General features: G+C 68.8%; 20 protein-coding genes and 1 other RNA gene. 7 read left to right on the top strand and 14 right to left on the bottom strand.

Features of this window, described 5'->3' with window-relative positions:
* Positions 1-18 precede the first annotated feature (18 nt).
* The 4 genes from A5733_RS24475 to A5733_RS24460 all read right to left on the bottom strand — a co-directional run bounded on the left by A5733_RS24475 (position 19) and on the right by A5733_RS24460 (position 5,947).
* Positions 19-1,359 (bottom strand): glutamine synthetase family protein, encoded by a 1,341-nt coding sequence (locus tag A5733_RS24475; RefSeq protein ID WP_067774255.1) that lies wholly within the window; start codon positions 1,357-1,359, stop codon positions 19-21.
* A 51-nt stretch (positions 1,360-1,410) separates the two neighbouring features.
* On the bottom strand, positions 1,411-2,937 hold the full coding sequence (locus A5733_RS24470; protein WP_076241971.1) for an alpha/beta hydrolase: 1,527 nt from the start codon (positions 2,935-2,937) through the stop codon (positions 1,411-1,413).
* Between the two features lie 89 nt (positions 2,938-3,026).
* Positions 3,027-4,541, bottom strand: coding sequence for an alpha/beta hydrolase (locus A5733_RS24465; protein WP_198938923.1), 1,515 nt, complete (start codon positions 4,539-4,541; stop codon positions 3,027-3,029).
* A gap of 65 nt (positions 4,542-4,606) precedes the next feature.
* Entirely contained in the window at positions 4,607-5,947 is a 1,341-nt protein-coding gene (locus A5733_RS24460) for a wax ester/triacylglycerol synthase family O-acyltransferase (protein WP_369830967.1), read from the bottom strand.
* 218 nt (positions 5,948-6,165) lie between these two features.
* Between A5733_RS24460 and panB the strand changes: the two genes are divergently transcribed.
* Complete coding sequence (panB, locus tag A5733_RS24455; RefSeq protein WP_067774406.1) at positions 6,166-7,005, top strand: 3-methyl-2-oxobutanoate hydroxymethyltransferase; 840 nt, start codon at positions 6,166-6,168, stop codon at positions 7,003-7,005.
* Here the strand turns inward: panB and A5733_RS24450 are convergent.
* Positions 6,999-7,430 (bottom strand): MarR family winged helix-turn-helix transcriptional regulator, encoded by a 432-nt coding sequence (locus tag A5733_RS24450; RefSeq protein ID WP_076241969.1) that lies wholly within the window; start codon positions 7,428-7,430, stop codon positions 6,999-7,001. The two genes, panB and A5733_RS24450, sit on opposite strands and share 7 nt — an antisense overlap.
* A gap of 89 nt (positions 7,431-7,519) precedes the next feature.
* Here A5733_RS24450 and A5733_RS24445 point away from each other — a divergent pair, with 89 nt between their 5' ends.
* Positions 7,520-8,383 carry an oxidoreductase gene (locus A5733_RS24445; protein WP_076241968.1) on the top strand — a complete coding sequence of 288 codons (864 nt, stop codon included), beginning with the start codon at positions 7,520-7,522 and terminating at the stop codon, positions 8,381-8,383.
* Here the strand turns inward: A5733_RS24445 and A5733_RS24440 are convergent.
* Both A5733_RS24440 and A5733_RS24435 read right to left on the bottom strand, forming a co-directional pair.
* A complete protein-coding gene (locus tag A5733_RS24440) occupies positions 8,380-9,165 on the bottom strand; it encodes an enoyl-CoA hydratase/isomerase family protein (RefSeq protein ID WP_076241967.1) in 786 nt (261 codons plus the stop codon). The genes A5733_RS24445 and A5733_RS24440 overlap by 4 nt on opposite strands.
* 9 nt (positions 9,166-9,174) lie before the next feature.
* Complete coding sequence (locus A5733_RS24435; protein ID WP_076241966.1) at positions 9,175-9,870, bottom strand: TetR/AcrR family transcriptional regulator; 696 nt, start codon at positions 9,868-9,870, stop codon at positions 9,175-9,177.
* 97 nt (positions 9,871-9,967) lie between these two features.
* Between A5733_RS24435 and A5733_RS24430 the strand changes: the two genes are divergently transcribed.
* Complete coding sequence (locus A5733_RS24430) at positions 9,968-11,473, top strand: CYTH and CHAD domain-containing protein (RefSeq protein ID WP_076241965.1); 1,506 nt, start codon at positions 9,968-9,970, stop codon at positions 11,471-11,473.
* An 8-nt stretch (positions 11,474-11,481) separates the two neighbouring features.
* On the opposite strand, the gene rnpB is transcribed toward A5733_RS24430, so the two are convergent.
* Positions 11,482-11,867, bottom strand: an RNA gene (gene rnpB, locus A5733_RS24425) — RNase P RNA component class A.
* 105 nt (positions 11,868-11,972) lie between these two features.
* Positions 11,973-13,526 (bottom strand): bifunctional NAD(P)/FAD-dependent oxidoreductase/class I SAM-dependent methyltransferase, encoded by a 1,554-nt coding sequence (locus tag A5733_RS28255; RefSeq protein ID WP_076241990.1) that lies wholly within the window; start codon positions 13,524-13,526, stop codon positions 11,973-11,975.
* A 47-nt stretch (positions 13,527-13,573) separates the two neighbouring features.
* Between A5733_RS28255 and A5733_RS24415 the strand changes: the two genes are divergently transcribed.
* Positions 13,574-14,155: a helix-turn-helix domain-containing protein gene (locus A5733_RS24415; RefSeq protein WP_076241964.1), complete on the top strand. Its 582-nt coding sequence runs from the start codon at positions 13,574-13,576 to the stop codon at positions 14,153-14,155.
* A gap of 1 nt (position 14,156) precedes the next feature.
* On the opposite strand, the gene A5733_RS24410 is transcribed toward A5733_RS24415, so the two are convergent.
* The 4 genes from A5733_RS24410 to cobC are packed head-to-tail and all read right to left on the bottom strand — an operon-like array spanning position 14,157 to position 18,217.
* Complete coding sequence (locus tag A5733_RS24410; protein WP_076241963.1) at positions 14,157-15,254, bottom strand: bifunctional RNase H/acid phosphatase; 1,098 nt, start codon at positions 15,252-15,254, stop codon at positions 14,157-14,159.
* A complete protein-coding gene (locus tag A5733_RS24405) occupies positions 15,251-15,979 on the bottom strand; it encodes a zinc ribbon domain-containing protein (protein WP_067774225.1) in 729 nt (242 codons plus the stop codon). The genes A5733_RS24410 and A5733_RS24405 overlap by 4 nt, the downstream gene beginning before the upstream one ends.
* 52 nt (positions 15,980-16,031) lie before the next feature.
* Positions 16,032-17,153 (bottom strand): Nif3-like dinuclear metal center hexameric protein, encoded by a 1,122-nt coding sequence (locus tag A5733_RS24400; protein WP_076241962.1) that lies wholly within the window; start codon positions 17,151-17,153, stop codon positions 16,032-16,034.
* A complete protein-coding gene (cobC, locus tag A5733_RS24395) occupies positions 17,150-18,217 on the bottom strand; it encodes an Rv2231c family pyridoxal phosphate-dependent protein CobC (RefSeq protein WP_255376518.1) in 1,068 nt (355 codons plus the stop codon). The genes A5733_RS24400 and cobC overlap by 4 nt, the downstream gene beginning before the upstream one ends.
* A 63-nt stretch (positions 18,218-18,280) precedes the next feature.
* Here cobC and A5733_RS24390 point away from each other — a divergent pair, with 63 nt between their 5' ends.
* From A5733_RS24390 to A5733_RS24380, 3 genes are read left to right on the top strand one after another with little or no spacing between them, the layout of a single operon-like run.
* A complete protein-coding gene (locus tag A5733_RS24390) occupies positions 18,281-18,958 on the top strand; it encodes an HAD-IA family hydrolase (RefSeq protein ID WP_076241961.1) in 678 nt (225 codons plus the stop codon).
* The gene (locus A5733_RS24385) at positions 18,909-19,445 is read left to right on the top strand and encodes a low molecular weight protein-tyrosine-phosphatase (protein ID WP_369806754.1); all 537 of its coding nucleotides are present in this window, start codon (positions 18,909-18,911) and stop codon (positions 19,443-19,445) included. The genes A5733_RS24390 and A5733_RS24385 overlap by 50 nt, the downstream gene beginning before the upstream one ends.
* Positions 19,445-20,275 (top strand): SURF1 family protein, encoded by an 831-nt coding sequence (locus tag A5733_RS24380; protein WP_067774213.1) that lies wholly within the window; start codon positions 19,445-19,447, stop codon positions 20,273-20,275. The genes A5733_RS24385 and A5733_RS24380 overlap by 1 nt, the downstream gene beginning before the upstream one ends.
* Here the strand turns inward: A5733_RS24380 and A5733_RS24375 are convergent.
* Positions 20,229-21,179: a cobalamin biosynthesis protein gene (locus A5733_RS24375; protein WP_076241960.1), complete on the bottom strand. Its 951-nt coding sequence runs from the start codon at positions 21,177-21,179 to the stop codon at positions 20,229-20,231. The genes A5733_RS24380 and A5733_RS24375 overlap by 47 nt on opposite strands.
* Between the last annotated feature and the right edge of the window lie 4 nt (positions 21,180-21,183).

Genomic DNA, 21,183 nt, shown 5'->3' with positions numbered 1-21,183 from the left:
CCCCCAAACGCCCCCTGGTCAGAGCGACAGGTAGTTCTTCAACTCGTAGGGCGTCACGTGGCTCCGGTAGTTCTCCCACTCGGCGCGCTTGTTACGCAGGAAGTAATCGAACACGTGCTCCCCCAACGCTTCCGCGACGAGCTCGGAGCCCTCCATGGCCTCCAGCGCGTTGCCGAGGCTGGACGGCAACTCCCGGTAGCCCATGGCGCGCCGCTCCTCGGACGTCAGGCTCCAGACGTCGTCCTCGGCCTGCGGGCCCAGAACGTAACCCTTCTCGACGCCGCGCAGACCGGCCGCCAGCAACACCGCGAAGGTCAGATACGGGTTGCAGGCCGAATCGGGGCTGCGCACCTCGACGCGTCGCGACGAGGCCTTGCGCGGGGTGTACATCGGAACCCGCACCAGCGCCGAGCGGTTGGCCGCTCCCCAGGACGCCGCGGTCGGCGCTTCGCCGCCGTGGATCAGGCGCTTGTAGGAGTTCACCCACTGGTTGGTGACGGCGCTGATCTCGCTCGCATGCTCCAGGATGCCCGCGATGAAGGACTTGGCGACATCGGAGAGCTGCAGTGGATCGTCAGGGCTGTGGAAGGCGTTGGTGTCGCCTTCGAACAGGCTCATGTGCGTGTGCATGGCCGAGCCGGGATGCTCGGCAAACGGCTTGGGCATGAACGATGCGCGCACCCCTTCACCGAGGGCCACTTCCTTGACCACGTAGCGGAAGGTCATCACGTTGTCGGCCATCGACAGTGCGTCGGCGTAGCGCAGGTCGATCTCCTGCTGGCCCGGCGCGCCCTCGTGGTGGCTGAACTCCACCGAGATGCCCATCTGTTCCAGGGCGTCGATGGCGTGGCGGCGGAAGTTGGGGGCGGTGTCGTGCACGGCCTGGTCGAAGTAGCCGCCGTTGTCCGCCGGAACGGGCGGGGTGCCGTCGTCTTCGCCGGGCCGGAGCAGGAAGAACTCGATCTCGGGGTGCACGTAGCAGGAGAACCCGAGGTCGCTGGCCTTGGCCAGCTGCCGGCGCAGCACGTGCCGCGAATCGGCCCACGACGGCGAGCCGTCGGGCATGGTGATGTCGCAGAACATGCGCGCCGAATGGTGCTGGCCGCCGCTGGTGGTCCAGGGCAACACCTGGAACGTGGACGGGTCGGGACGCGCCACGGTGTCGGATTCCGACACCCGGGCGAAGCCTTCGATCGACGAGCCGTCGAAACCGATGCCCTCCTCGAACGCGCCCTCGAGTTCGGCGGGTGCGATCGCCACCGACTTGAGGTAGCCGAGCACGTCGGTGAACCACAACCGAACGAACCGGATATCGCGTTCCTCCAGGGTGCGCAGCACGAATTCCTTCTGGCGGTCCATGCCCGCAGCGTAGGCATCGGCTGTTAAATCTGTGTTACGGCCCTGCAAGAGTTAGCAGGAGAGGTTGCCCGGCGAGGCTTGGTTGACGAAGAAGTTCAGCACGGCGGTGTCGACGCAGGCGTCCCCGTTGAACACCACGGTGTGTTGAGTGCCGGTGAACGAGATCAGCGCGGCACCCATTTGCCGGGCCAGGTCCACACCGGCCTGGTACGGCGTGGCCGGGTCGCCGGTGGTGGACACCACCACGACCTTGCCCGGCCCCGGCCCGGTGACCGGGTGAGGCACCGAGGTCGCGGGCACCGGCCACAGCGCGCAGATGTCCCGCGGCGCATACCCGGTGAACTCGCCGTAGGCCAGAAACGGCGCCACGGCACGGATTTGTCGATCCGCGTCGGCCCACACCGCCGGATCGGTCGGGAACGGCGCGTCCACACATCGAATCGCGGTGAATGCATCCTGCAGATTCCGGTAATGCCCGGATTCGTCGCGGTGCCAGTAATCGTCGGCCAGCAGCAGCAGGTCACCCGGGTCGGTGCCCCGGGCCAACCCGAGCAGGCCGCTGGTCAGGTACGGCCAGTACCGGGCCGAGTACAAGGCATTGCCGGTCCCGGTGATGGCGTCGGCATAGCCGAGCCCACGGGGATCCGACGTCGGGCGCGGGGCCGCCGCCAGCGGATCCACCAGGCGCTGGAAGCGGCTGGTGAACTGGGCGGGATCGGTGCCGAGCGGGCAGTCCCTCGATTTCGCGCAGTCCGCGGCGTAGGTCTCGAACGCCTTCTGGAACCCGGCCAACTGGCGGATGTTCTTGGTGACCGGATCCAGGCTGGGGTCGATGGCACCGTCGAGCACCATGGTGCGCACCCGCTCGCCGAACTGTTCGGCGTAGGCGCCGCCCAACTCGGTGCCGTAGGAGAAGCCCAGATAGTTGATCTGCTCTTCGCCCAACGCCGCCCGCACCGCATCCATGTCCCGCACCGCCGACGCGGTGCCGATGTTGGCCAGGAACGGTGCGCCCATGCGGTCCAGGCACTGCTGGGCGAATCGCCGGTAGAGGGACTCGATGTGGGCGACGCCGGCCGGGCTGTAGTCGGCCATCGGTTCGCGGCGGTAGGCGTCGATCTCGGCGTCGGTGCGGCAGCGCAACTGCGGCGTGGAGTGCCCGACACCGCGCGGATCGAACCCGATCAGATCGAACCGATCGGTCAGCGGCGACCCGGCCAGCGCGGCCCCCATGCCGGCCACGGTGTCCACTGCCGAGGCACCGGGACCGCCGGGGTTGATGAACAGGGCACCGATCCGCTGCCCGCTTGCCGGTATCCGGATCACCGCCAGCTGTGGTTGTGCGCCTTGCGAATCCGGTGAATTCCAGTCCAGTGGAACGGTCACAGTGCCGCATTGTGCGGTGGGGATCGCCGCCGGATCTTGCACCCATCGGGCGCAACTTCCCCACTCCGGCGCCGATCCCGGCGATGCCTGCGCGACCGGTTGTCCGATCGGACCCACCACGGCGGTCATCCCGAGCAGGGCGGCCCAGAACACTCTTGCCGCTCGACCACCCGCCCACCGCACGGCAGCCATGGTCGCACGGCGCCCACCGCGAGGTCTGCTGCTGAGGCCGACCGGAAATCGGCCGGAGACCAACCGGTGACCTTCTCGGCCGGGCGCGCTCAGCAGCGGGTTCCGGCCGGCGGCACCGTCACGTCGATCAGGTAGGTCGCGGCGATGTCGTCGATGCACTTGTTGCCCTGGAACACCACGGTGTGCTGGGTGCCCTCGAAGGTCACCAGGGTGCCGCCGAGTTGGCGGGCCAGGTCGACACCGGCCTGGTACGGGGTCGCCGGGTCGTTGGTGGTCGAGACGATCAGCGTCGGCGGCAGCCCCTTCACCGAGATCTCGTGCGGCGTGCTGGTCGGCGGCACCGGCCAGAAGGCACAGGTGCCGAGCGGCGCGTGGCCGGTGAATTCGCCGTAGCTCATGAACGGGGCGACCTCACGGGCCCGGCGGTCCTCCTCGACGACGGTGGCCCGGTCGGTGATGGCGGGCTTGTCCACGCAGTTGACCGCGACCCGCACGTCGGTCGAATTGTTGTAGTGGCCCTTGGCATCCCGGCCCATGTAGAGGTCGGCCAGCGCCAGCATCACATCGCCGTTGCCCTTCTTGAGCCCGTTGAGGCCCTCGGTCAGGTGGCGCCACAGGTTCGGCGAGTACAGCGGCAGGATTGTGCCCACGGTGGCGTCGCTGTAGCTCAGGCCGCGGTCGTCGCGCGTGGGGGCCGGGTGTTCCACGAGCGGGTCGACCAGGCTCTTGTACACCTCGACGGCCTTGGCCGGGTCGGTGCCCAGCGGGCAGTCGGGGCTCTTTGCGCAGTCCGCGGCGTAATCGTCGAAGGCCTTCTGGAACGCCGCGGCCTGCCGGATGTTCTCCTCGACCGGATCGGCATTGGGGTCGACGGCGCCGTCGAGGATCATGGCGCGGACCTTCTGCGGGAACTGCTCGGCGTAGGTGGCGCCGATGCGGGTGCCGTAGGAGTAACCCAGGTAGGTCAGCTTGTCGTCGCCGAGCGCGGTCCGGATCGCGTCCAGGTCTTTGGCGACGTTGTCGGTGCCGACGTTCTCCAGGAACTCGGTGCCCATCTTGTCGACACAGCGCTGGACGAAGCCCTTGGTTTCGTTCTCCAGGTGCTCGACGCCTTCGGGGGTGTATTCCACGGTGGGATCGGCACGCAACCGGTCGTTGTCCTCATCGGAGTTGCACCACACCGCCGGCATCGAGGAGCCCACGCCGCGCGGATCGAACCCGACGATGTCGAAGCGGTCCTTGACCGACTGCGGCAGGCTCGGCAACAGCGACACCGCCGATTCCACGCCCGATTCACCGGGGCCACCCGGGTTGATCACCAGGGAGCCGATCTTCTGACCGGCGGCCGGGAAACGGATCATCGCCAGCCGCGCGACCTCGCCGTCGGGCGCGGCGTAGTCGACCGGCACCGACAACATGCCGCATTCGGCACCGTCGGGGATCTGTACGTGGTCACCGGCACCGGCGTTGCACGGCAGCCACTGCACCGGCGTGCCGGGCCGGGGCACCGCGATCTGTGCCTGCCCGTCGATCACCTGGGTGCAGCCTGCCGCTGCCAGCGCCGTCAACGCCAGCAGCGCGCCGAACCTCGTCCTGACCTTCATGGCTGACCATGCTGCCATGACGTGACATCGTCGCAGGCCCGGCCTACTCCCCAGGTACGGCGAGGCTACCGTTGCTCTCGGGTGGCGGCCAGGAGTTCGTCGAGGGCGACGTGGAAGTCGTCGGCCATATCCCACAGGTCAGGCAGCAGATCGGGGCACGACATGATGCCCACGTCGAGCATGCCGGTCAACGACATCACGGTGATGTTCAGCCCGGACCCGTGGAAGATCGGCCCGAGCGGGTACATGGCCTTGACCTCGCAGCCCAACAGGTACAGCGGCACCTGCGGGCCGGGCACATTCGAGATCACCAGGTTGTGGACGGGTTTGGCCCCGGACAACCGGCTGGCCGCGTACACGCGCATCGCGGCGCCGAACACCGCAGGCGCGGCGAACTGGGTCCAGTCCTGCAGCAGCGTGGCACCGATCGCGGAACTGTGTTGCTTGGCAACGGAATTCGATGCGGCGATGGCGCGCAGCCGTTCGGCCGGGTCGGCGATGTGGGTTTCCAGTTTCGAGAACATCCCCGACACCTGGTTGCGGCCGGGCCGGTCGGAGCGGTCGTGCACCGACACCGGCACCATTGCCACCAGGGAGTTTTCGGGTAGTTCGCCTCGCTCGTCGAGGAAGCGGCGCAGCACCCCGGACACCAGGGCCATCACCACGTCGTTGACCTTGACGTCGAAGTGGTTCTTGACGGTCTTGATGTCCTCGAGGTCCATCTGGGCGAAGGCGACGTTGCGAGCGCCGGTGATGTTGGTGTTGAAGGCGGTTTTCGGCGCGTTGAACGGCGCGGCCATGGCTTGCCCACTGAACGCCCGCCGCACCGTGTCGATGACGGTGTTGGCGGTGGACGGCAGCACGTCGGCCAGCCTGAGCGGACGGGCCGCAAACCTCAGCGCACCGCTGATGGCGATCTCGGCCTCGGTGGCGCCGCCAACTCCCTCCACCGGCTCAGGCGGCGGGGCGTCGGCTTCGGTGGTGCACAGCTGCGACATCAAGTTGGCGCCGGTCACCCCGTCGACAGCCGAGTGGTGCACCTTGGTCATGAGCGCCAGCCGGCCACCGGCGCGGGCATCGGTGCCCGCGACGTTCTCGATCACCCACATCTCCCACAGCGGGCGAGTCCGGTCCAGTGGCAGTGAGGCGATGTGGCCACAGATCTCCGACAGCTCGGCGCGTCCGCCCGGGGCGGGTAAGCCGATCCGGTGCAGGTGGCGGTTGACGTCAAAGTCGTTGTCCTCCACCCGCACCGGGTGATCGAGGTTGAACCGGCTGTCGGCGAGCTTCTCGCGGAATTGCGGCATCGCCTTGATGGTCAGCGAGAGTGCGTCACGCAGCCGGTCGAAGGTGTAGCCGCCCGGCATGGTCGACGTGTCCAGTTCCAGCACCGAGCACACGTGCATGGGCTGTGCGGGGGTTTCGAGATACAGGAAGCTGGCGTCGAGTCCGCTGAGCCGTTGCATGCCGCTGATGTTAAGGCCCGGTGTCGTGACTGTGAGGAAATCCACTCAAACCCTGCTTTTGCCGGTATCGACGGCAGTGGCAGACTTGGCATGTCAGCCGAACCCGGGGACCGCGAGGCGGCCTCGAGGCTTCGAACCGACCATCACAAAGGACGATGATGTCTGAACAGTCTGTTTATGGTGCCACCGAGTCAGCCAAACCCCGCACCAAGGTGCGCACGCTGACGCTGCAGAAGTGGAAGTCCGAAGGTCACAAGTGGGCGATGCTCACCTGTTACGACTACTCCAGTGCGCGAATCTTCGACGACGCCGGCATTCCGGTGCTGCTCGTCGGCGACTCGGCGGCGAACGTGGTGTACGGCTACGACACCACGGTGCCGATCAGCATCGACGAGTTGATCCCGCTGGCTCGCGCGGTCGTCAAGGGCGCCCCGCACGCCCTCGTGGTGGCCGACCTGCCGTTCGGTAGTTACGAATCCAGCCCGCAGCAGGCCCTCGCGACGGCCACCCGCTTCATGAAGGAGACGGGCGCGCAGGCGATCAAACTCGAAGGCGGCGAGCGGATGGCCGATCAGATCGCCACGCTGAGCGCTGCCGGCATCCCGGTGGTGGCCCACATCGGTTTCACCCCGCAGAGCGTCAACGGCCTGGGCGGGTTCCGCGTGCAGGGCCGCGGCGACGCCGCCGAGCAGACCATCCACGACGCGATCGCGGTGCAGGAGGCCGGCGCGATCGCGGTGGTGCTGGAGATGGTGCCGGCCGAGTTGGCCACCCAGATCACCGGCAAGCTGACCATCCCGACGGTCGGCATCGGCGCGGGGCCCAATTGCGATGCGCAGGTCCTGGTCTGGCAGGACATGGCCGGGCTCACCAGCGGCAAGACCGCCAAGTTCGTCAAGCGGTTCGGCGACGTCGGCGGTGAATTGCACCGGGCGGCAAGCCAATACGCGAGTGATGTGGCAGCCGGAGTGTTCCCGGCCGAGGAGCACTCTTACTGATTCAGCGTGTCGGCGAGTTTGTCGAGAAGCTGAGTCAGCAGCGACTTATCGTCGTCGGTGAAGCCGGCGAACATCTCCTGCGCGGCGGCGATGTAATCGGCCCGCCAGCTACGGGCTTGTTCACTCCCGGCCGCCGTCGTCGTCAATTGCACTGCGCGACGGTCGTTTTCGTCGGGAGCCCGGGCCACCAAGCCTTCCCGGACCAGCGCATCGACCAGGGTTGACGCGGTGGCCTGGGTAACGCCCACGGCCCGGGCCACCTCCGCCGACCGCACGGGCTGCAGCCGATCGATCTCGGCCAGCAGCTTGGACCGCGGGGTCGATACCCCGCGGTCGCCAAGCCGTTCGTCGAATGCCCGAACCACGGATTTGGCCGCGCGGCCGAAGGCGTCGGCAAGCGCTGCCGCGGCCTGCTGCTCGTCCACGAATCGGCCCCCTTCGTCTCGTTGACAGAGAATATCAGCGCTCATATAGTTCGATCTCATATAGTTAGACATCTAACGAAAGGTCGGACATGTCTCTGCCTCAGACGTTCCAGATCGGTTCGCACACCGTTCACCGGGTCGGATTCGGTGCCATGCAGTTGCCCGGACCAGGCGTTTTCGGGCCACCGCGTGACCATGACCGAGCCATCGCGGTGCTGCGGCGCGCCATCGAACTCGGCGTCGACCACATCGACACCGCGCAGATCTACGGCCCTGCGGTGGCCAACGAACTCATCCGGGAGGCGCTGCACCCCTACCCCGAGAACCTGGCTCTGGTCAGCAAGGTCGGCGGTAAACGTGACGATCAGGCCAACTGGCTACCGGCCCAGCAGCCCGACGAGCTGCGCCGAGACCTCGAAGAGAACCTGCGCACCCTGGCCGTCGACCAGCTTGCCGCGGTCAACCTGAGGGTCTTCGGGGCCGGCCTCGGCGCTGCCGCCGACGTCGACCGTCCCTTGTTCGAACGGCAACTGGACACCATGATCGCCGCGCGCGACGAGGGCCTGATCGCCGGGATCGGGCTGAGCAACATCTGTCGCGAACATCTGGAGATCGCGCTCAAACGTACCGAAATCGCGTGCGTGCAGAATGCCTACAACCTCGCCGACCGCAGCTCGCAACCGGTGCTCGAGCTGTGCAGCGAACGCAACATCGCGTTCGTCCCGTTCTTTCCGCTGGGTTCGGCGTTCGCCCCCGACAATCCGGTGCTGGGCCACCCGGAGATCCGGCGGGTCGCCGGTGAGCTGGGTCGGACGCCGGCGCAGATCGCGTTGGCCTGGACGCTGAATGTCGCGCCCAACGTGCTGCTGATCCCGGGCACCTCGTCGGTCGAGCATCTGGAGGAGAACCTGGCCGTGGCCGAGATCGAGCTGCCGGCGGATCTCGCGATCTAAGCGAACTCCGCCCGTCGCTTGGCCAGGAACGCATCCACGCCCTCGCGGCCGTCTGCGGAGTTGGCTCGCTCGGCGATGAACCGGGCTTCGGCCACCATCTGCTCTTCGAGGCTGTTCTTGAACGAGGACACCAGCAGTGACTTGACCGCGCCGTTGGACCCACCGGATCCGGCGGCCACCTGCTCGGCCAGCTTCGCTGCCCGGCTGCCCAGTTCGTCGTCGGCGACGACGTCGGTGAGCAGTCCCCACTCCAGGGCCTCGGTGGCCGAGAGCGTGCGGTTGGTCAGGATGAGTTCCTGTGCCCGACGCAGGCCGACCAGGCGCGGCAGGTGGTAGGAGGCGCTGCCGTCGGGGCTCAGCCCCACCTTGGTGTAGGCCATGGTGAAAGTCGCGGATTCGGCGGCCACCACCAGGTCACCGGCCACCGCGAGGCTGAATCCGGCGCCGGCCGCGGTGCCGTTGACCGCCGTGATCAGCACGGCATCCATCCGGGCGAACGACGAGATGGCCTGGTGCAGATCGTCTGCGACGCCCTTGATGAACCGACCCCGGTCCGGAGCGGTGGCGAATGATTTGAGATCGCCGCCCGCGCAGAAGAAACGACCGGCACCGGTCAGCACCACGGCCTTCGTCGCGGGGGTGTCGCAGCGGCGCGCGGCGTCGGCGAGCTCGCGAGTCATGGTGTCGTTCATGCCATTCGCGGCGTCCGGCCGGTTCAGCGTGATGTGCGCGACGGCGCCGGACTGCTCGAACGAGATGGCTTCATACGTGGGCTCGGTCACGTCCGCACTTTAGCGGGCCGGCCGTTGAGGTGGTTGCACACCCAGCCGAACCGCCGTGGCGCGCACCAGCGGGGCGAAATCGCCGTCGAACCCGAGGAGGCGCAGCGCACCCTCCCCGATCACCCACGGCTGCGCGGGTGTGCTCTCGACGTCGTCGGAACGGCAGTTGATCACCGATTCCACCAAACGGAACGGCAGGTCGGCGGCGTCGGGCGGGCCCGCGCATTCGGCGATCACCGCCTCGGACAGGCTGCGGTAGACCGCACGCAATTCGGCCCGGCGGCGGCGGAACGGCTCGAACCGGTCGGTGCGCAGCTCGGGCAGCAGATACAGCGCGCCGAGGTTCCACCGGCCGGCGCAGAGTTGGTGGGCATCGGCGATGACGAGCGTGTGCAGGCGCTGGACCGCCGGGCCCTGAGCTTCGAGCATTTCGGTGCCCAATCGCAAGGCCTCGTCGACCGTTCCGCCCAGCAGTGCGTCGAGGATGTCGTCCTTGGTGGCGAAATGGTGGTACAGCGACGCCTGCCGCACCCCGACCGCGTCGGCGATCCGCCGGGTTGAGGTGCTGGCGTAGCCGTGGTTGGTGAACAACTCGGCCGCGGCGTCGAGGATCTCCTCGCGGGCGGTGCGGCCCGGGCGGCGCGGCTGCTCCAGACGCGGACGTCCGCGTCCGGCACCGGCGTTCGGAGTCGTGCCATCCCCCATGCAGCAACCCTAAGAGATGTATCGGTCGTGACGCCTGAGGGGATGTGGCACGCTGGTGCCATCCGATTTCCCGCCTCCGGCGCAAGCGAAGGTGACTATGGCCCCCGGCAAGCCCAAGACCGCCAGGTACACCGAAATCGAACGCAAGTTCGCGGTCGCCGAGGACACGGTATCGCCGTCGTTCGACGGGTTGTCGGCCATCGCCGAGGTGATCCGTTCGGGCGCACAGCAACTCGATGCGGTGTACTTCGACACCCCCGGTCGGGACCTGGCGGCGCACCGGATCACGCTGCGGCGCCGCACCGGCGGCAGTGATGCCGGCTGGCATCTGAAGCTGCCCGCCGGCCCCGACACCCGTACCGAGGTGCGCGCTCCTCTCGGTACGTCGACAGACACGGTGCCCGAGGATCTCCGCGACATCGTGCTGGCGATCGTGCGGGACCGCCCGCTGGCCCCGGTGGCCCGGATCAGCACCGAGCGGCGGATCGAGGTGCTGCACGGGGCCGACGGCACGCCGCTGGCGGAGTTCTGCGATGACCGGGTCACCGCCTCGGCCGCCGGAGCGGACGCCGAGCAACAGAGCTGGCGCGAGTGGGAGTTGGAACTGCTGCCCGCGTCGACCAGCACGGCACCCAAGGACCTGATGGATCGGCTGGCGAACCGGTTGGCCGACGCCGGAGCGGCTCCCGCCGGGCACGGCTCGAAGCTGGCCAAGGTGCTCGGCACCGATCAACTGCCGGCACCGCAGCCGCCGGCCGACCCGGTGCACCGAGCCATCGCCGAGCAGATCGAGGCGCTACTGGTCTGGGACCGGGCCGTGCGCGCGGACGCCTACGACTCGGTGCATCAGATGCGGGTGACCACCCGCAAGATCCGCAGCCTGCTGCAGGCCTCCAAAGACTCGTTCGGACTCGACGAACACGGATGGGTGCTCGACGAACTGCGTGCCCTGGCCGCGGTGCTCGGCGTGGCACGCGACGCCGAGGTGCTGGCCGAGCGCTATCAGCGCGCACTCGACGAACTGCCTCCCGAACTGGTCCGCGGCCCGGTGCGCGAACGGCTGGTCGAAGGCGCCAACCGCCGCTACACCGCCGGCCTGCGGCGCTCCCTGCTGGCGATGCGCTCGCCACGGTACTTCCGGCTGCTGGACGCCCTGGATGAGTTGGTGACCGCCGAGCAGCCCGAATCCGCCGACCGGGCACGGCCTTCGGTGAAGATCGACGCGGCGTACAAGAGGGTGCGCAAGGCCGCCAAGTCCGCAGCCAAGGTGGCGGCCGAGGATGCCGACGCCGCGGAGAAGGACGAGGCCCTGCATCGAATTCGCAAGGGCGCCAAGCGGCTTCGCTACACCGCGGCCGCCACCGGGGCAGACAAGGTGTCCGAACGCGCCAAGAGCATCCAGACCCTGCTCGGCGACCACCAGGACAGCGTGGTGAGCAAGGCCCACCTGAGCACCCAGGCCGACGCCGCCCACGCCGCCGGCGAGGACACTTTCACCTACGGACTGCTCTACCGGCAGGAGGACGAGCTGGCCCAGCAGTCGCGGGCGCTGCTGGCCGATGCGCTCAAGAAGCTGGACAAGGCGGTCCGTAAAGCCCACTAGGGCTGGGGCGAACGAGTTGGCCTGTAAGCCGGATTCTGTCTCTCACCCCTGAGGGTAAGACGGCGACCATCCATCTGGACACACCGTCACCGGGTGCCTCAAGCGGCCTACCCGCAGGCTCGGGCGAGCAACCCTCGGGCGCCTGCGCGACCGCAACCAGGTTGCGGCCTTCTTGGCCTTGCTTCGGGTGGGGTTTGCCTAGCCACCCCGGTCACCCGGGATGCTGGTGCGCTCTTACCGCACCGTTTCACCCTTACCATTGCTGGCGGTCTGTTTTCTGTGGCACTTTCCCGCGAGTCACCTCGGATTGCCGTTAGCAATCACCCTGCTCTGTGAAGTCCGGACTTTCCTCGACGCCGGATTTCTCCGGTGCCGCAGCCGCCCAGCCAACTCGTTCGCGCTGATCACCGTACCGCGACGGGCCCACCGTTTTCGACATCATGGTTGTTCCTCGTCGAAAGTTACCGCCCTGGGGTCGAAAACGGCGGGCGATCGGGGCCTATCCCCGACGGCGCAGCACCATCACGTTGTCGATCAGGGTGCCCGGTTGCCCATCAGGCCCGGTCGCCTCCCGCTCCTCGCTGCCGACCCGGACCCGTTCCCATTCAGCGTCGTCGAGGTCCAGCGAGTCGACCACGTCCTGAGCACTCGGGAACGGGAACGTCCGGACGTGTTCGGGCGCCCAGGGCGGTGCGGCTCCGTGGTCGACGACAACGAGACGGCCACCGCCGGCCACCGTACCGGCTGCGCGACGCAACATGTCGACGCGATCCATGAAAAGCGGCGATTGCAGGAACTGCGCGGAGACCAGGTCGAAGGGCCCGTCCGGCAAGCTCTCGGCCAGATCGTGCCGTTCGAACGTGACGCGGTCCGCCACGCCCCGTTTCCGGGCTTCGGCAGCGGCGCGCGTGAGGGCGGTCTCCGAGACGTCGACGGCGGTCACCTGCCAGCCCTGTTCGGCCAGCCAGACGGCGTCGCCACCCTCCCCGCAGCCCAGATCCAACACACGGCCGGCCGGCAGGTCTGCGGCGATCTTCGCCAGTTGGGCATTGACCCGGCCGCTCCAGATCTGACCGCGCTGACCGTAGTGCCGTTCCCAGAATTGGGCGGTGACGGCGGTCTGCGCCGGCCACGGCGGCACGGGAAGGCCGACGTCTTCACCGAGCAGATGCTGGACGATGGCGGCGGCGGCCTGGCTGCCGGAGGCCACCGCGGCGGCCACCTGCGGCATCTGGGCGCACAGGTCGCCGGCGGCGAACAGACCCGGCACCGAGGTGCGGGCGAACGCGTCGACGATCAGGCCGTCGGCGACGATCGGTCCGGGCGCCGAGACCGCGCCGAGCTGCGCGGCCAGCGGCGAACGTTGGTGCAGGGTGGCGGCCACCAGCGCGCCGCGTCGGTCCAGCCGGGTGCCGTCGGTGAACTCCACGGCCACCAATTCACCGTCCTGAGCGATCAATTCGGTGATCGCCCGTTCGTCGACGCCGATTCCGGCCGCGTCCAGCTTCTTGGCCTGCCCTTCGTCCAAGCCACGGTCGCCGTCGGTCAGGACCACGACATCGTCTGTCCAGCCCCGCAGCATCAGCGCCATGTGCACCGCGCGATCACCCTGGGCGATCACCGCGAGCGGCTTGTCGCGGTTCTCCCAGCCATCGCAGAACGGGCAATGGAAAACCGAGGTGCCCCAGAGCTTTTCGAGGCCGGCAAGCCGCGGCGGCCGGTACTCCATGCCGGTGGCCAGCAGTACGGTCCTGGCCCGCTCGCGGGTGCCATCGCCGAGCTCGAGTTCGAAACCCGCATGCCCGTGCACCACCTCACCGGTGCGCACCTCGACGCTCGGATAGGCCACCAGCTCAGCGCGGCCGGCCGCATAGAGTTCGGCGGGCGGACGGCCGTCGTGGCCCAGCAGACCGCCGATCCCGTGGGCAGTCAGGTTGCTTTGCGTTCCCGCGTCGACGAGCAACACCCGGCGCCGGGCCCGGCCCAGTACCAGCGCGGCGCTCAGACCGGCCGCTCCCCCACCGACGACGATGCAATCCCAAACGTTTTCCATGCCATCGAGCTTGCCGAACATGCGCCAAAGTGCCAAGCTAATTTGCCATGCAGGCAAATGCGGCCGAGTCCGGCGACATCGACGCCCTGGTCCGGCGCCGATTGCGCGAATTGCGCGCCGAACGGGGCCTCACCCTGGAGGACGTCGCGCGGCGCGCCCAGATCGACGTCTCGACGCTGAGCCGGCTGGAATCGGGCAAGCGCCGGCTGGCGCTGGATCACTTGCCCCGGTTGGCCACCGCCCTGTCGGTCACCACCGACGAGTTACTGCGCCCGCCGCAAGCCGAAGATCCCCGGGTGTCCGGTGCCTCACACACCCACCACGACATCACCTACTGGCCGTTGACCCGCCACGGTCCGGCGGCCGGGCTGCACGCCTACAAGATCAGGATCAGCGCCAGACGCCGCAAACCGCCCGCGGAGTTTCCCGTACACGAGGGCCGCGACTGGATGTACGTGCTGTCCGGGCAGCTGCGGCTGATCCTCGGCGAACAGGATTTCATCGTCAAACCCGGTGAGGCCGTGGAGTTCTCGACGTGGACACCGCACTGGTTCGGAGTGGTCGACGGACCGGTCGAGGCCATCACCATCCTGGGGCCGCACGGCGAGCAGCTACACCTGCACGCCTGATCTACAGGTAGGCGGTCTGGTTCACCAGGCGCACCGACGAGCCGCCGTCGGCGTAGAACTCGGCGATGGACAGGGACGCCAGGTCCAGATGCAGCCGGTACAGGATTCCCTCGCCGGCATCCAGGGCCAGCCGCAGGATGGTCTTGATCGGTGTCACGTGCGAGACCACCAAAACCGTTGCCGCACCGTACTCGTCGATGATGCGGTCGCGAGCCCGGCGCACCCGGTGCGCCACCGCGTCGAAGCTCTCCCCACCCGGCGGCTCGACGCTGGTATCCCGCAGCCAACGCCGGTGCAGTTCCGGATCCCGTTGCGCCGCTTCGGCAAAAGTCAATCCCTCCCACTCGCCGAAGTCGGTTTCGATCAGATCGTCATCGACTCGGACGTCGACCCCGAGAGCCTTGGCCGCGGCCGTCGCGGTGTCATAGGCGCGCTCCAGTGGGGAGGTCAGCACCGCCGCGACGCCGCCTCGGGCCCCCAGATACCGTGCTGCGGCGTCGGCCTGCCGGCGTCCCTCCTCGGTCAGTACCGGGTTCCCGCGGCCCGAATAGCGCCGCGCGATCGACAGTTCGGTCTGGCCGTGACGCAGCAGCAGAAACCGCGTGGGTGCGCCGGTGGCGCCGGTCCATCCGGGTGCGGACAACATCGGCTTCTCGGCGGCAACAGGTTCGGCCGCCGGCGGGTCGGTCACGATGCCGGCCGCGGCGTCCATGGCCTCATTGGCCAACCGGTCGGCATGGCTGTTGCGGGCCCGCGGGATCCACGTGTAGCTGATCCGCTCGAAACCCTCGGCCACCTCGACAGCCCGGCGCTGCAACGGAACCAGATCGGGATGCTTGACCTTCCAACGTCCCGACATCTGTTCGACCACCAGCTTGGAGTCCATCGAGACCGCCACCTCGACGGCGCCCAATTCGGCGGCCGCCTCCAATCCGGCGATCAGGCCCCGGTATTCGGCGACATTGTTGGTGGCCCGGCCGATCGACTCCTTGCGCTCGGCCAGTATCGCGGCATGCTCGGCGTCGAACACCACCGCGCCGTAGCCCGCCGGCCCCGGGTTGCCTCGGGAACCGCCGTCGGCTTCGACCACTACCTTCACGGCTTGATCCGCAACAGGATTGCCCCGCATTCGGGGCAGCGCAGCACGTCGTCCTCGGCGGCGGCGGCAATGCGGGCGCTCTCACCGCGGTCGATCTCGATGCGGCAGGCACCGCAGCGCCGGCCCTGCAGCAACCCGGCCCCCGGGCCGCCACGGGCCCGCTGACGTTCGTAGAGCTCGACGAGTTCGCCGTCGATGAGGTTCACCAGACCGTCGCGGCGCGTCACTGCCTGGTGGCGGGACTGGTCGATCTCCACCAGCGCGGCATCCCGGGCCTGCTGGGCCGTCGACAACGCGGTCTGCAGTTCGTCGATGCGCTGCAACGCCTCGGCCTGCCGGCCCGCCAGCTCTTCGCGGCGTTCCATGATCTCCAGCAGAGAGTCCTCCAGGCTGGATTGCCTGCGCTCCAACGTTTCCAGCTCGTGTTGAATCTCGGCGACCTGCTTGGCGCCCACCGTGCCACCGTCGATCAGCTTCCGGTCGCGATCTTCGCGCTGACGCACGGAGTCGATCTCGTTTTCCAGCTTGGTCACCTGGGCATCCAGATCCTCCAACGCGATGCCCAGGACGGCCAGGCCGTCGTTCGCCGCGGCGTGCTCGGCCTGTGCCTCATCCACCTGTTTCTGCTCGGCCAGATGTTTGGCCCGATGGTCGAGACGCCCGAGTTCGGCATCGACCTCGGTCAGCGCGAGAAGCGAACGTTGTTGTTTTACTTCGGCTTTCATGCCCTGACTTTCATGTAGCTACTAGTTTTCCTGCGTTGCTGCGTCTTTGCGTTCAACACTCGACGTTCCACGGGTCGGTACGCACCGAGCTCACCCGGACGTCCACGGCGTCACCGAACCGTCCGCGCAGCACCCCGGCCGCCTGGGCACACCACGGGAACTCACTGGCCCAGTGCGCCACGTCGACGAGGGCCACCGACGAGGCCCGACGATGCTCGTCGGCGGGGTGGTGACGCAAATCCGAGGTGACATACGCCTGTACGCCGGCGCGGGCCACCGCGCCCAACAGTGAATCACCCGCTCCCCCGCAGACCGCAACCCGCGACACCATCGCGTCGGGATCGCCGGAGGTCCGTACTCCCCACGAGGTGGCCGGCAACGCGGCACGCACCCGGGAGGCGAAGACGGACAACGGTTCCGGACGATCCAGTACCCCGATCCGGCCGATACCCACGTCGCCGGGGATCGGTGCCAGCGCGACGATGTCGAAGGCCGGCTCCTCATAGGGGTGCGCGCGTCGCAGCGCGGCCAGCACCGCGGCACGCAACGCCGACGGCGCGATCATCTCCACCCGGTCCTCGGTCACCTGTTCGACAGTGCCCACCACACCGATCGTCGGGTCGGCGCCGTCGTGCGGCAGGAACTGCCCGGTTCCCGTCGTACTCCAACTGCAGTGCGAGTAGTCACCGATGCGCCCGGCTCCGGCGTCGAACATGGCGTCGCGCACCTTCTCGGCATCGGAGCCCGGCACGAACACCACCCACTTGTCCAGATCCGGGCCCGGCGTCGCAGGCGAGAGCACCGCCTCGACGCTCAGGCCGAGGGCCTGGGCCAAGGCGTCGGACACCCCCGGCGAGGCCGAATCGGCGTTGGTGTGCGCGGTGAACAGGGCGCGGCCGGTGCGGATCAGCCGGTGGATCAGTGAACCTTTGGCGGTATCGGCAGCCACGGTGTCCACCCCGCGCAACAGCAGCGGATGGTGGGCCAGCAACAGCCCCCGTTCGGGCACCTCGTCGATCACGGATTCGGTGGCGTCGACGGCGATCGTCACCGATTCCACCGGTTCGTCGGGATCGCCGCACACCAACCCCACCGAGTCCCAGTCGTGGGCCAGATGTGGCGGGTAGGCCGCGTCCAACGCCGCGATCACCTCGGACAGGCGGACCCCATTCATTGCAGCACCTCCGTCATGGCGTCGACCAGCACCGGCCATTCCGGCCGCACCGCGGCACGCAGGTAACCAGCCGGCAGGCCCACGAACGTATCGCAGCGGCGCACCGCAATACCCTTGCTTTCCAGATGTTTTCGCATCAACTCGGCGTCGGGCACGGTGAACAGGACAAACGGCGCGGCCCCGGATACCACGTCCAGCCCGAGGTCACGGAGGCCGGCAGTCATCGCGGCGCGCAGGTCGGCGAGCCGGCGGGCCCGGTCGTCGGCCTCGGCCACGGCCTCGGGGCTGCTCGCCGCGGCGATGGCCTCCAGTTGCAGGGTCCCCAGCGGCCAGTGCGCGCGCGGCGCGGTCAGCCGGGCCAGCACGTCCGGCGCGCCGAGGGCGTAACCGACGCGCAGCCCGGCCAGCGCCCAGGTCTTGGTGAGACTGCGCAGCACCAGCACGTCGGGTAGCGATTCGCCGGTCAGCGTCTCGGCCTCGCCCGCGACGGCGTCGGCGAAGGCCTCGTCGACGACCACCAGCCGGCCCGGACGGCGCAGGGCCAGGATCTCCTCGCGACGGTGCAACACCCCGGTCGGATTGGTCGGGTTGCCGATCACCACCAGGTCGGCCTCGTCCGGCACGACTCCGCCGGTCAGGGTGAACGGCGCGGGCAGCACGACGTGGTGGATCGGCACCCCGGCCGTCTCCAGCACCGCTTCCGGTTCGGTGAACGACGGCGCGATCAGGGCGGCCAATTTCCAGCGAGTAGCGGAGGCGGATCGCGCATGAACCGGCCGCAGCCCGGCCAGCAGGGCAAAGCCTTCGGCTCCGCCGGCCAGCAGGGCCACCTCGTCTCTATCGCGACCGTGGCGCGCGGCGACCGCCTCAACGGCCCGGCTCTGATCGGCCTGGCTCGGGTAGCTGCCCAGATCAGGCAGCCGCGCGGCCAACCGGTCGGTCAGCCAGGCCGGTGGACCGCCCGGGCGGACGTTGACGGCGAAGTCCAGCATGCCCGGCACGGCGGCCTGGTCGCCGTGATAGCGGGCCGCGGCACGGGTCCCGCCGGAGGGTGGGCACAGCACAGCACGACCCTAATGGTCGGGCCGCCCAGCTGGGCATCCGGAGGACTGCGGGAGAATGGGCACGTGACTGACACGCTGGAGCTCACTCGACCGCAGCTGGTGCTGTTCGATCTCGACGGCACCCTGACCGATTCTGCGGCCGGAATCGTGTCGAGTTTCCGCCACGCCCTGTCCCACGTGGGCGCCGACGTCCCGGAAGGGGATCTGGCCGGTCGCATCGTCGGCCCGCCCATGCACGAGACGTTGCGGCTGCTGAGCGCGGGTGAGACGAGCTTTGACGCCGACGCCGCCATCGCGGCCTACCGGTCCGACTACACCAGCCGCGGCTGGGCAATGAACAGCCTGTTCGACGGGGTCGACACACTGCTGGCCGATCTGCAGGCCTCGGGGGTGCGGTTGGCGGTGGCCACCTCGAAGGCCGAGCCCACCGCACGGCGCATCCTGGAGCATTTCGGGCTCGACGGCTACTTCGAGGTGATCGCCGGGGCCAGCCCCGACGGTGTCCGCGCGGCCAAGGCCGACGTGGTGGCCTACGCGCTGGCGCAGCTGCAGCCGCTGCCGCAGGGGGTGCTGATGGTCGGTGACCGGCTGCACGACGTCGAGGGCGCGGCCCAGCACGGCATCGACACCGTGGTGGTCGGCTGGGGCTATGGGGCCGGCGATTTCACCGGGCCCTCGGCGGTGGTCGCCCATGCCCACGTCGACTCCATTTCGGCGTTGCGCGAGGTGCTCGGTGTCTGAGCCATTGCATGTGACGTTCGTGTGCTCGGGCAACATCTGCCGGTCCCCGATGGCCGAGAAGATGTTCGCCCACCAGATCCGTGAGCGCGGGCTTTCCGAGGTGGTCCGGGTGAGCAGCGCCGGCACCGGCGGCTGGCATGCCGGCGACGGCGCCGACGAGCGTGCCTGCCTGGTGTTGCGCGAGCGCGGCTATCCCAGCGAGCACGTCGCCGCGCAGGTGTGCGACGACCATCTGGGCGCCGATCTGGTCGTGGCACTGGGCCGCAACCATCTGCGCATCCTGACCGATCTCGGCGTGGCAGCAGACCGGGTGCGGATGCTGCGCTCCTTCGACCCGCGCTCGGGTGCCCACGTGCCCGATGTGGAGGATCCGTACTACGGCGCCAAGTCCGACTTCGAGGAGGCGTTCACCGTGATCGAGGCCTCGCTGCCCGGCTTGCATGCCTGGGTCGACGCCGAGCTGGCCGCCCGGGGGATTCTGGTCTGATGCGACGCCTGACCTTCCTGCTGCGGCCCCAGTGGGTGGCGTTGTTCATCGTGGTGGCCGCGTTCGCCTATCTGTGCTTCACGGTCCTGGCGCCCTGGCAGTTGGGCAAAAACACCAAGACCTCGCGGGAGAACAACCAGATCAGCCACTCGCTGCAGGCCGATCCGGTTCCGGTGACCAGCCTGCTGCCGCACCAGGATTCGGCTGCACCCGACGCACAGTGGCAACGCGTCACCGCCACCGGCCACTACCTACCCGAGGCGCAGGTGCTGGCCCGGCTGCGAGTGGTCGACGGCGAGCCGGCCTTTGAAGTGCTCACCCCGTTCGCGGTGGACGGTGGCCCGGTGGTGCTGGTGAACCGGGGCTACATCCGTCCGGTCGAGGGAAGCAAGGTGCCCGAGTTCGCCCCGCCACCGAGCACTCCGGTGACCATCACTGCGCGCCTGCGCGATTCCGAGGCGCTGGCCGTCGGCAAGGAACCGTTCCGCAGCGAGGACGGTGCGCAGCAGGTGTATTCGATCAACACCGGCCAGATCGCCTCCCTCACCGGCGTGGCGTTGACCGGCTCGTACCTGCAACTGGTGGGCGGTCAACCCGGCGGGCTCGGGGAGCTTTCCCTGCCCCACCTCGACGCCGGGCCGTTCCTGTCCTACGGCATCCAGTGGATCGCGTTCGGCATCGTCGCCCCGCTCGGGTTGGGCTATTTCGTCTACGCGGAGCTTCAGCAGCGCCGTCGGGAACGGGCGGCCAAGCAGGCCGAGGCGGCCGCCCCGCCCCGCGAACTCACCGCCGAGGAGAAGATCGCCGACCGCTACGGCAAGCGGCGCTGAGCGCGACGGCGACCAGGGCCGCGCCCAGTTGTACGGCGCGCGAAAGACGGACCGCGCGGGCCACATCGGCCACGTCGGGGACGCGTCCGTCGCCGAGGGTGGGCCGGATCTCCAGCTGATGCGCGTATTGCGTCGGCCCGCCCAGGCGCAACCCGAGCGCGCCGGCGAAGGAGGCCTCGGCCACTCCGGCGTTGGGGCTGGGGTGACGGGCGGCGTCGCGTCGCCAGGCCCGTAGCGCCGCGCGGGGCGACCCGTCCACGGTCGGCGCGCACACCGCGGCCAGCACCCCGGTCAACCGGGCTGGCAGGTAGTTCAGCACGTCGTCGAATCGGGCTGCGGCCCAACCGAATCGGGTATACCGCGGCGAGCGGTGTCCGATCATGGCGTCGAGCGTGTTGGCACCCCGGTACACCAGCACGCCGGGAACCCCGGCGATCGCCGCCCAGAACAGCGGGGCCACCTGCGCGTCGGAGGTGTTCTCCGCCAAGGACTCCACGGTGGCCCGGGTCAGGCCCGAGGCGTCCAGGGCAGCCGGATCGCGTCCACACAACGAGGGCAGCAGGGCGCGTGCCCCATCGATGTCGTCGCCCTGCAGCAGCGTGGCCATCTGGCTGCCCACCCGGTTCAGGGAGGTGCCGCCGAGGGCGACGTAGGTGGCCGCCGCGGTCACCCACGCACGGTCACCACGGCCGGCCGCCCAGCCCAGCGCGGCCAGCGCACCCAACAGCAACCCGGTGTGCAGCACGCCGGCGCGCCGGTTGTCGGCGTAGGTCAGCGCTTCCAACCGTGCGGCGGCCGTTCCGAAACCGGCCACCGGATGCCCGCGACGCGGATCACCGAGCAGCGCGTCGGCCACGAACCCCAGGGCGATGCCAACGGTTCGGTGGCTTCTCGGCGCAAACACCCCG

This window comes from Mycobacterium sp. NS-7484, assembly GCF_001953975.1.
Classification (GTDB): domain Bacteria; phylum Actinomycetota; class Actinomycetes; order Mycobacteriales; family Mycobacteriaceae; genus Mycobacterium.
Note: the sequence above shows the minus strand (reverse complement) of the source record. Positions and strands in the feature narration are given on the sequence as shown.

Excerpts from the sequence above, each read along its gene's own strand:
- A5733_RS24475 (WP_067774255.1), bottom strand. The coding sequence starts at position 1,359 with ATGGACCGCCAGAAGGAATTCGTGCTGCGCACCCTGGAGGAACGCGAT.
- A5733_RS24470 (WP_076241971.1), bottom strand. The coding sequence starts at position 2,937 with ATGGCTGCCGTGCGGTGGGCGGGTGGTCGAGCGGCAAGAGTGTTCTGG.
- A5733_RS24465 (WP_198938923.1), bottom strand. The coding sequence starts at position 4,541 with ATGAAGGTCAGGACGAGGTTCGGCGCGCTGCTGGCGTTGACGGCGCTG.
- A5733_RS24460 (WP_369830967.1), bottom strand. The coding sequence starts at position 5,947 with ATGCACGTGTGCTCGGTGCTGGAACTGGACACGTCGACCATGCCGGGC.
- panB (WP_067774406.1), top strand. The coding sequence starts at position 6,166 with ATGTCTGAACAGTCTGTTTATGGTGCCACCGAGTCAGCCAAACCCCGC.
- A5733_RS24445 (WP_076241968.1), top strand. The coding sequence starts at position 7,520 with ATGTCTCTGCCTCAGACGTTCCAGATCGGTTCGCACACCGTTCACCGG.
- A5733_RS24435 (WP_076241966.1), bottom strand. The coding sequence starts at position 9,870 with ATGGGGGATGGCACGACTCCGAACGCCGGTGCCGGACGCGGACGTCCG.
- A5733_RS24430 (WP_076241965.1), top strand. The coding sequence starts at position 9,968 with ATGGCCCCCGGCAAGCCCAAGACCGCCAGGTACACCGAAATCGAACGC.
- A5733_RS28255 (WP_076241990.1), bottom strand. The coding sequence starts at position 13,526 with ATGGAAAACGTTTGGGATTGCATCGTCGTCGGTGGGGGAGCGGCCGGT.
- A5733_RS24415 (WP_076241964.1), top strand. The coding sequence starts at position 13,574 with ATGCAGGCAAATGCGGCCGAGTCCGGCGACATCGACGCCCTGGTCCGG.
- A5733_RS24405 (WP_067774225.1), bottom strand. The coding sequence starts at position 15,979 with ATGAAAGCCGAAGTAAAACAACAACGTTCGCTTCTCGCGCTGACCGAG.
- A5733_RS24400 (WP_076241962.1), bottom strand. The coding sequence starts at position 17,153 with ATGAATGGGGTCCGCCTGTCCGAGGTGATCGCGGCGTTGGACGCGGCC.
- A5733_RS24385 (WP_369806754.1), top strand. The coding sequence starts at position 18,909 with ATGCCCACGTCGACTCCATTTCGGCGTTGCGCGAGGTGCTCGGTGTCT.
- A5733_RS24380 (WP_067774213.1), top strand. The coding sequence starts at position 19,445 with ATGCGACGCCTGACCTTCCTGCTGCGGCCCCAGTGGGTGGCGTTGTTC.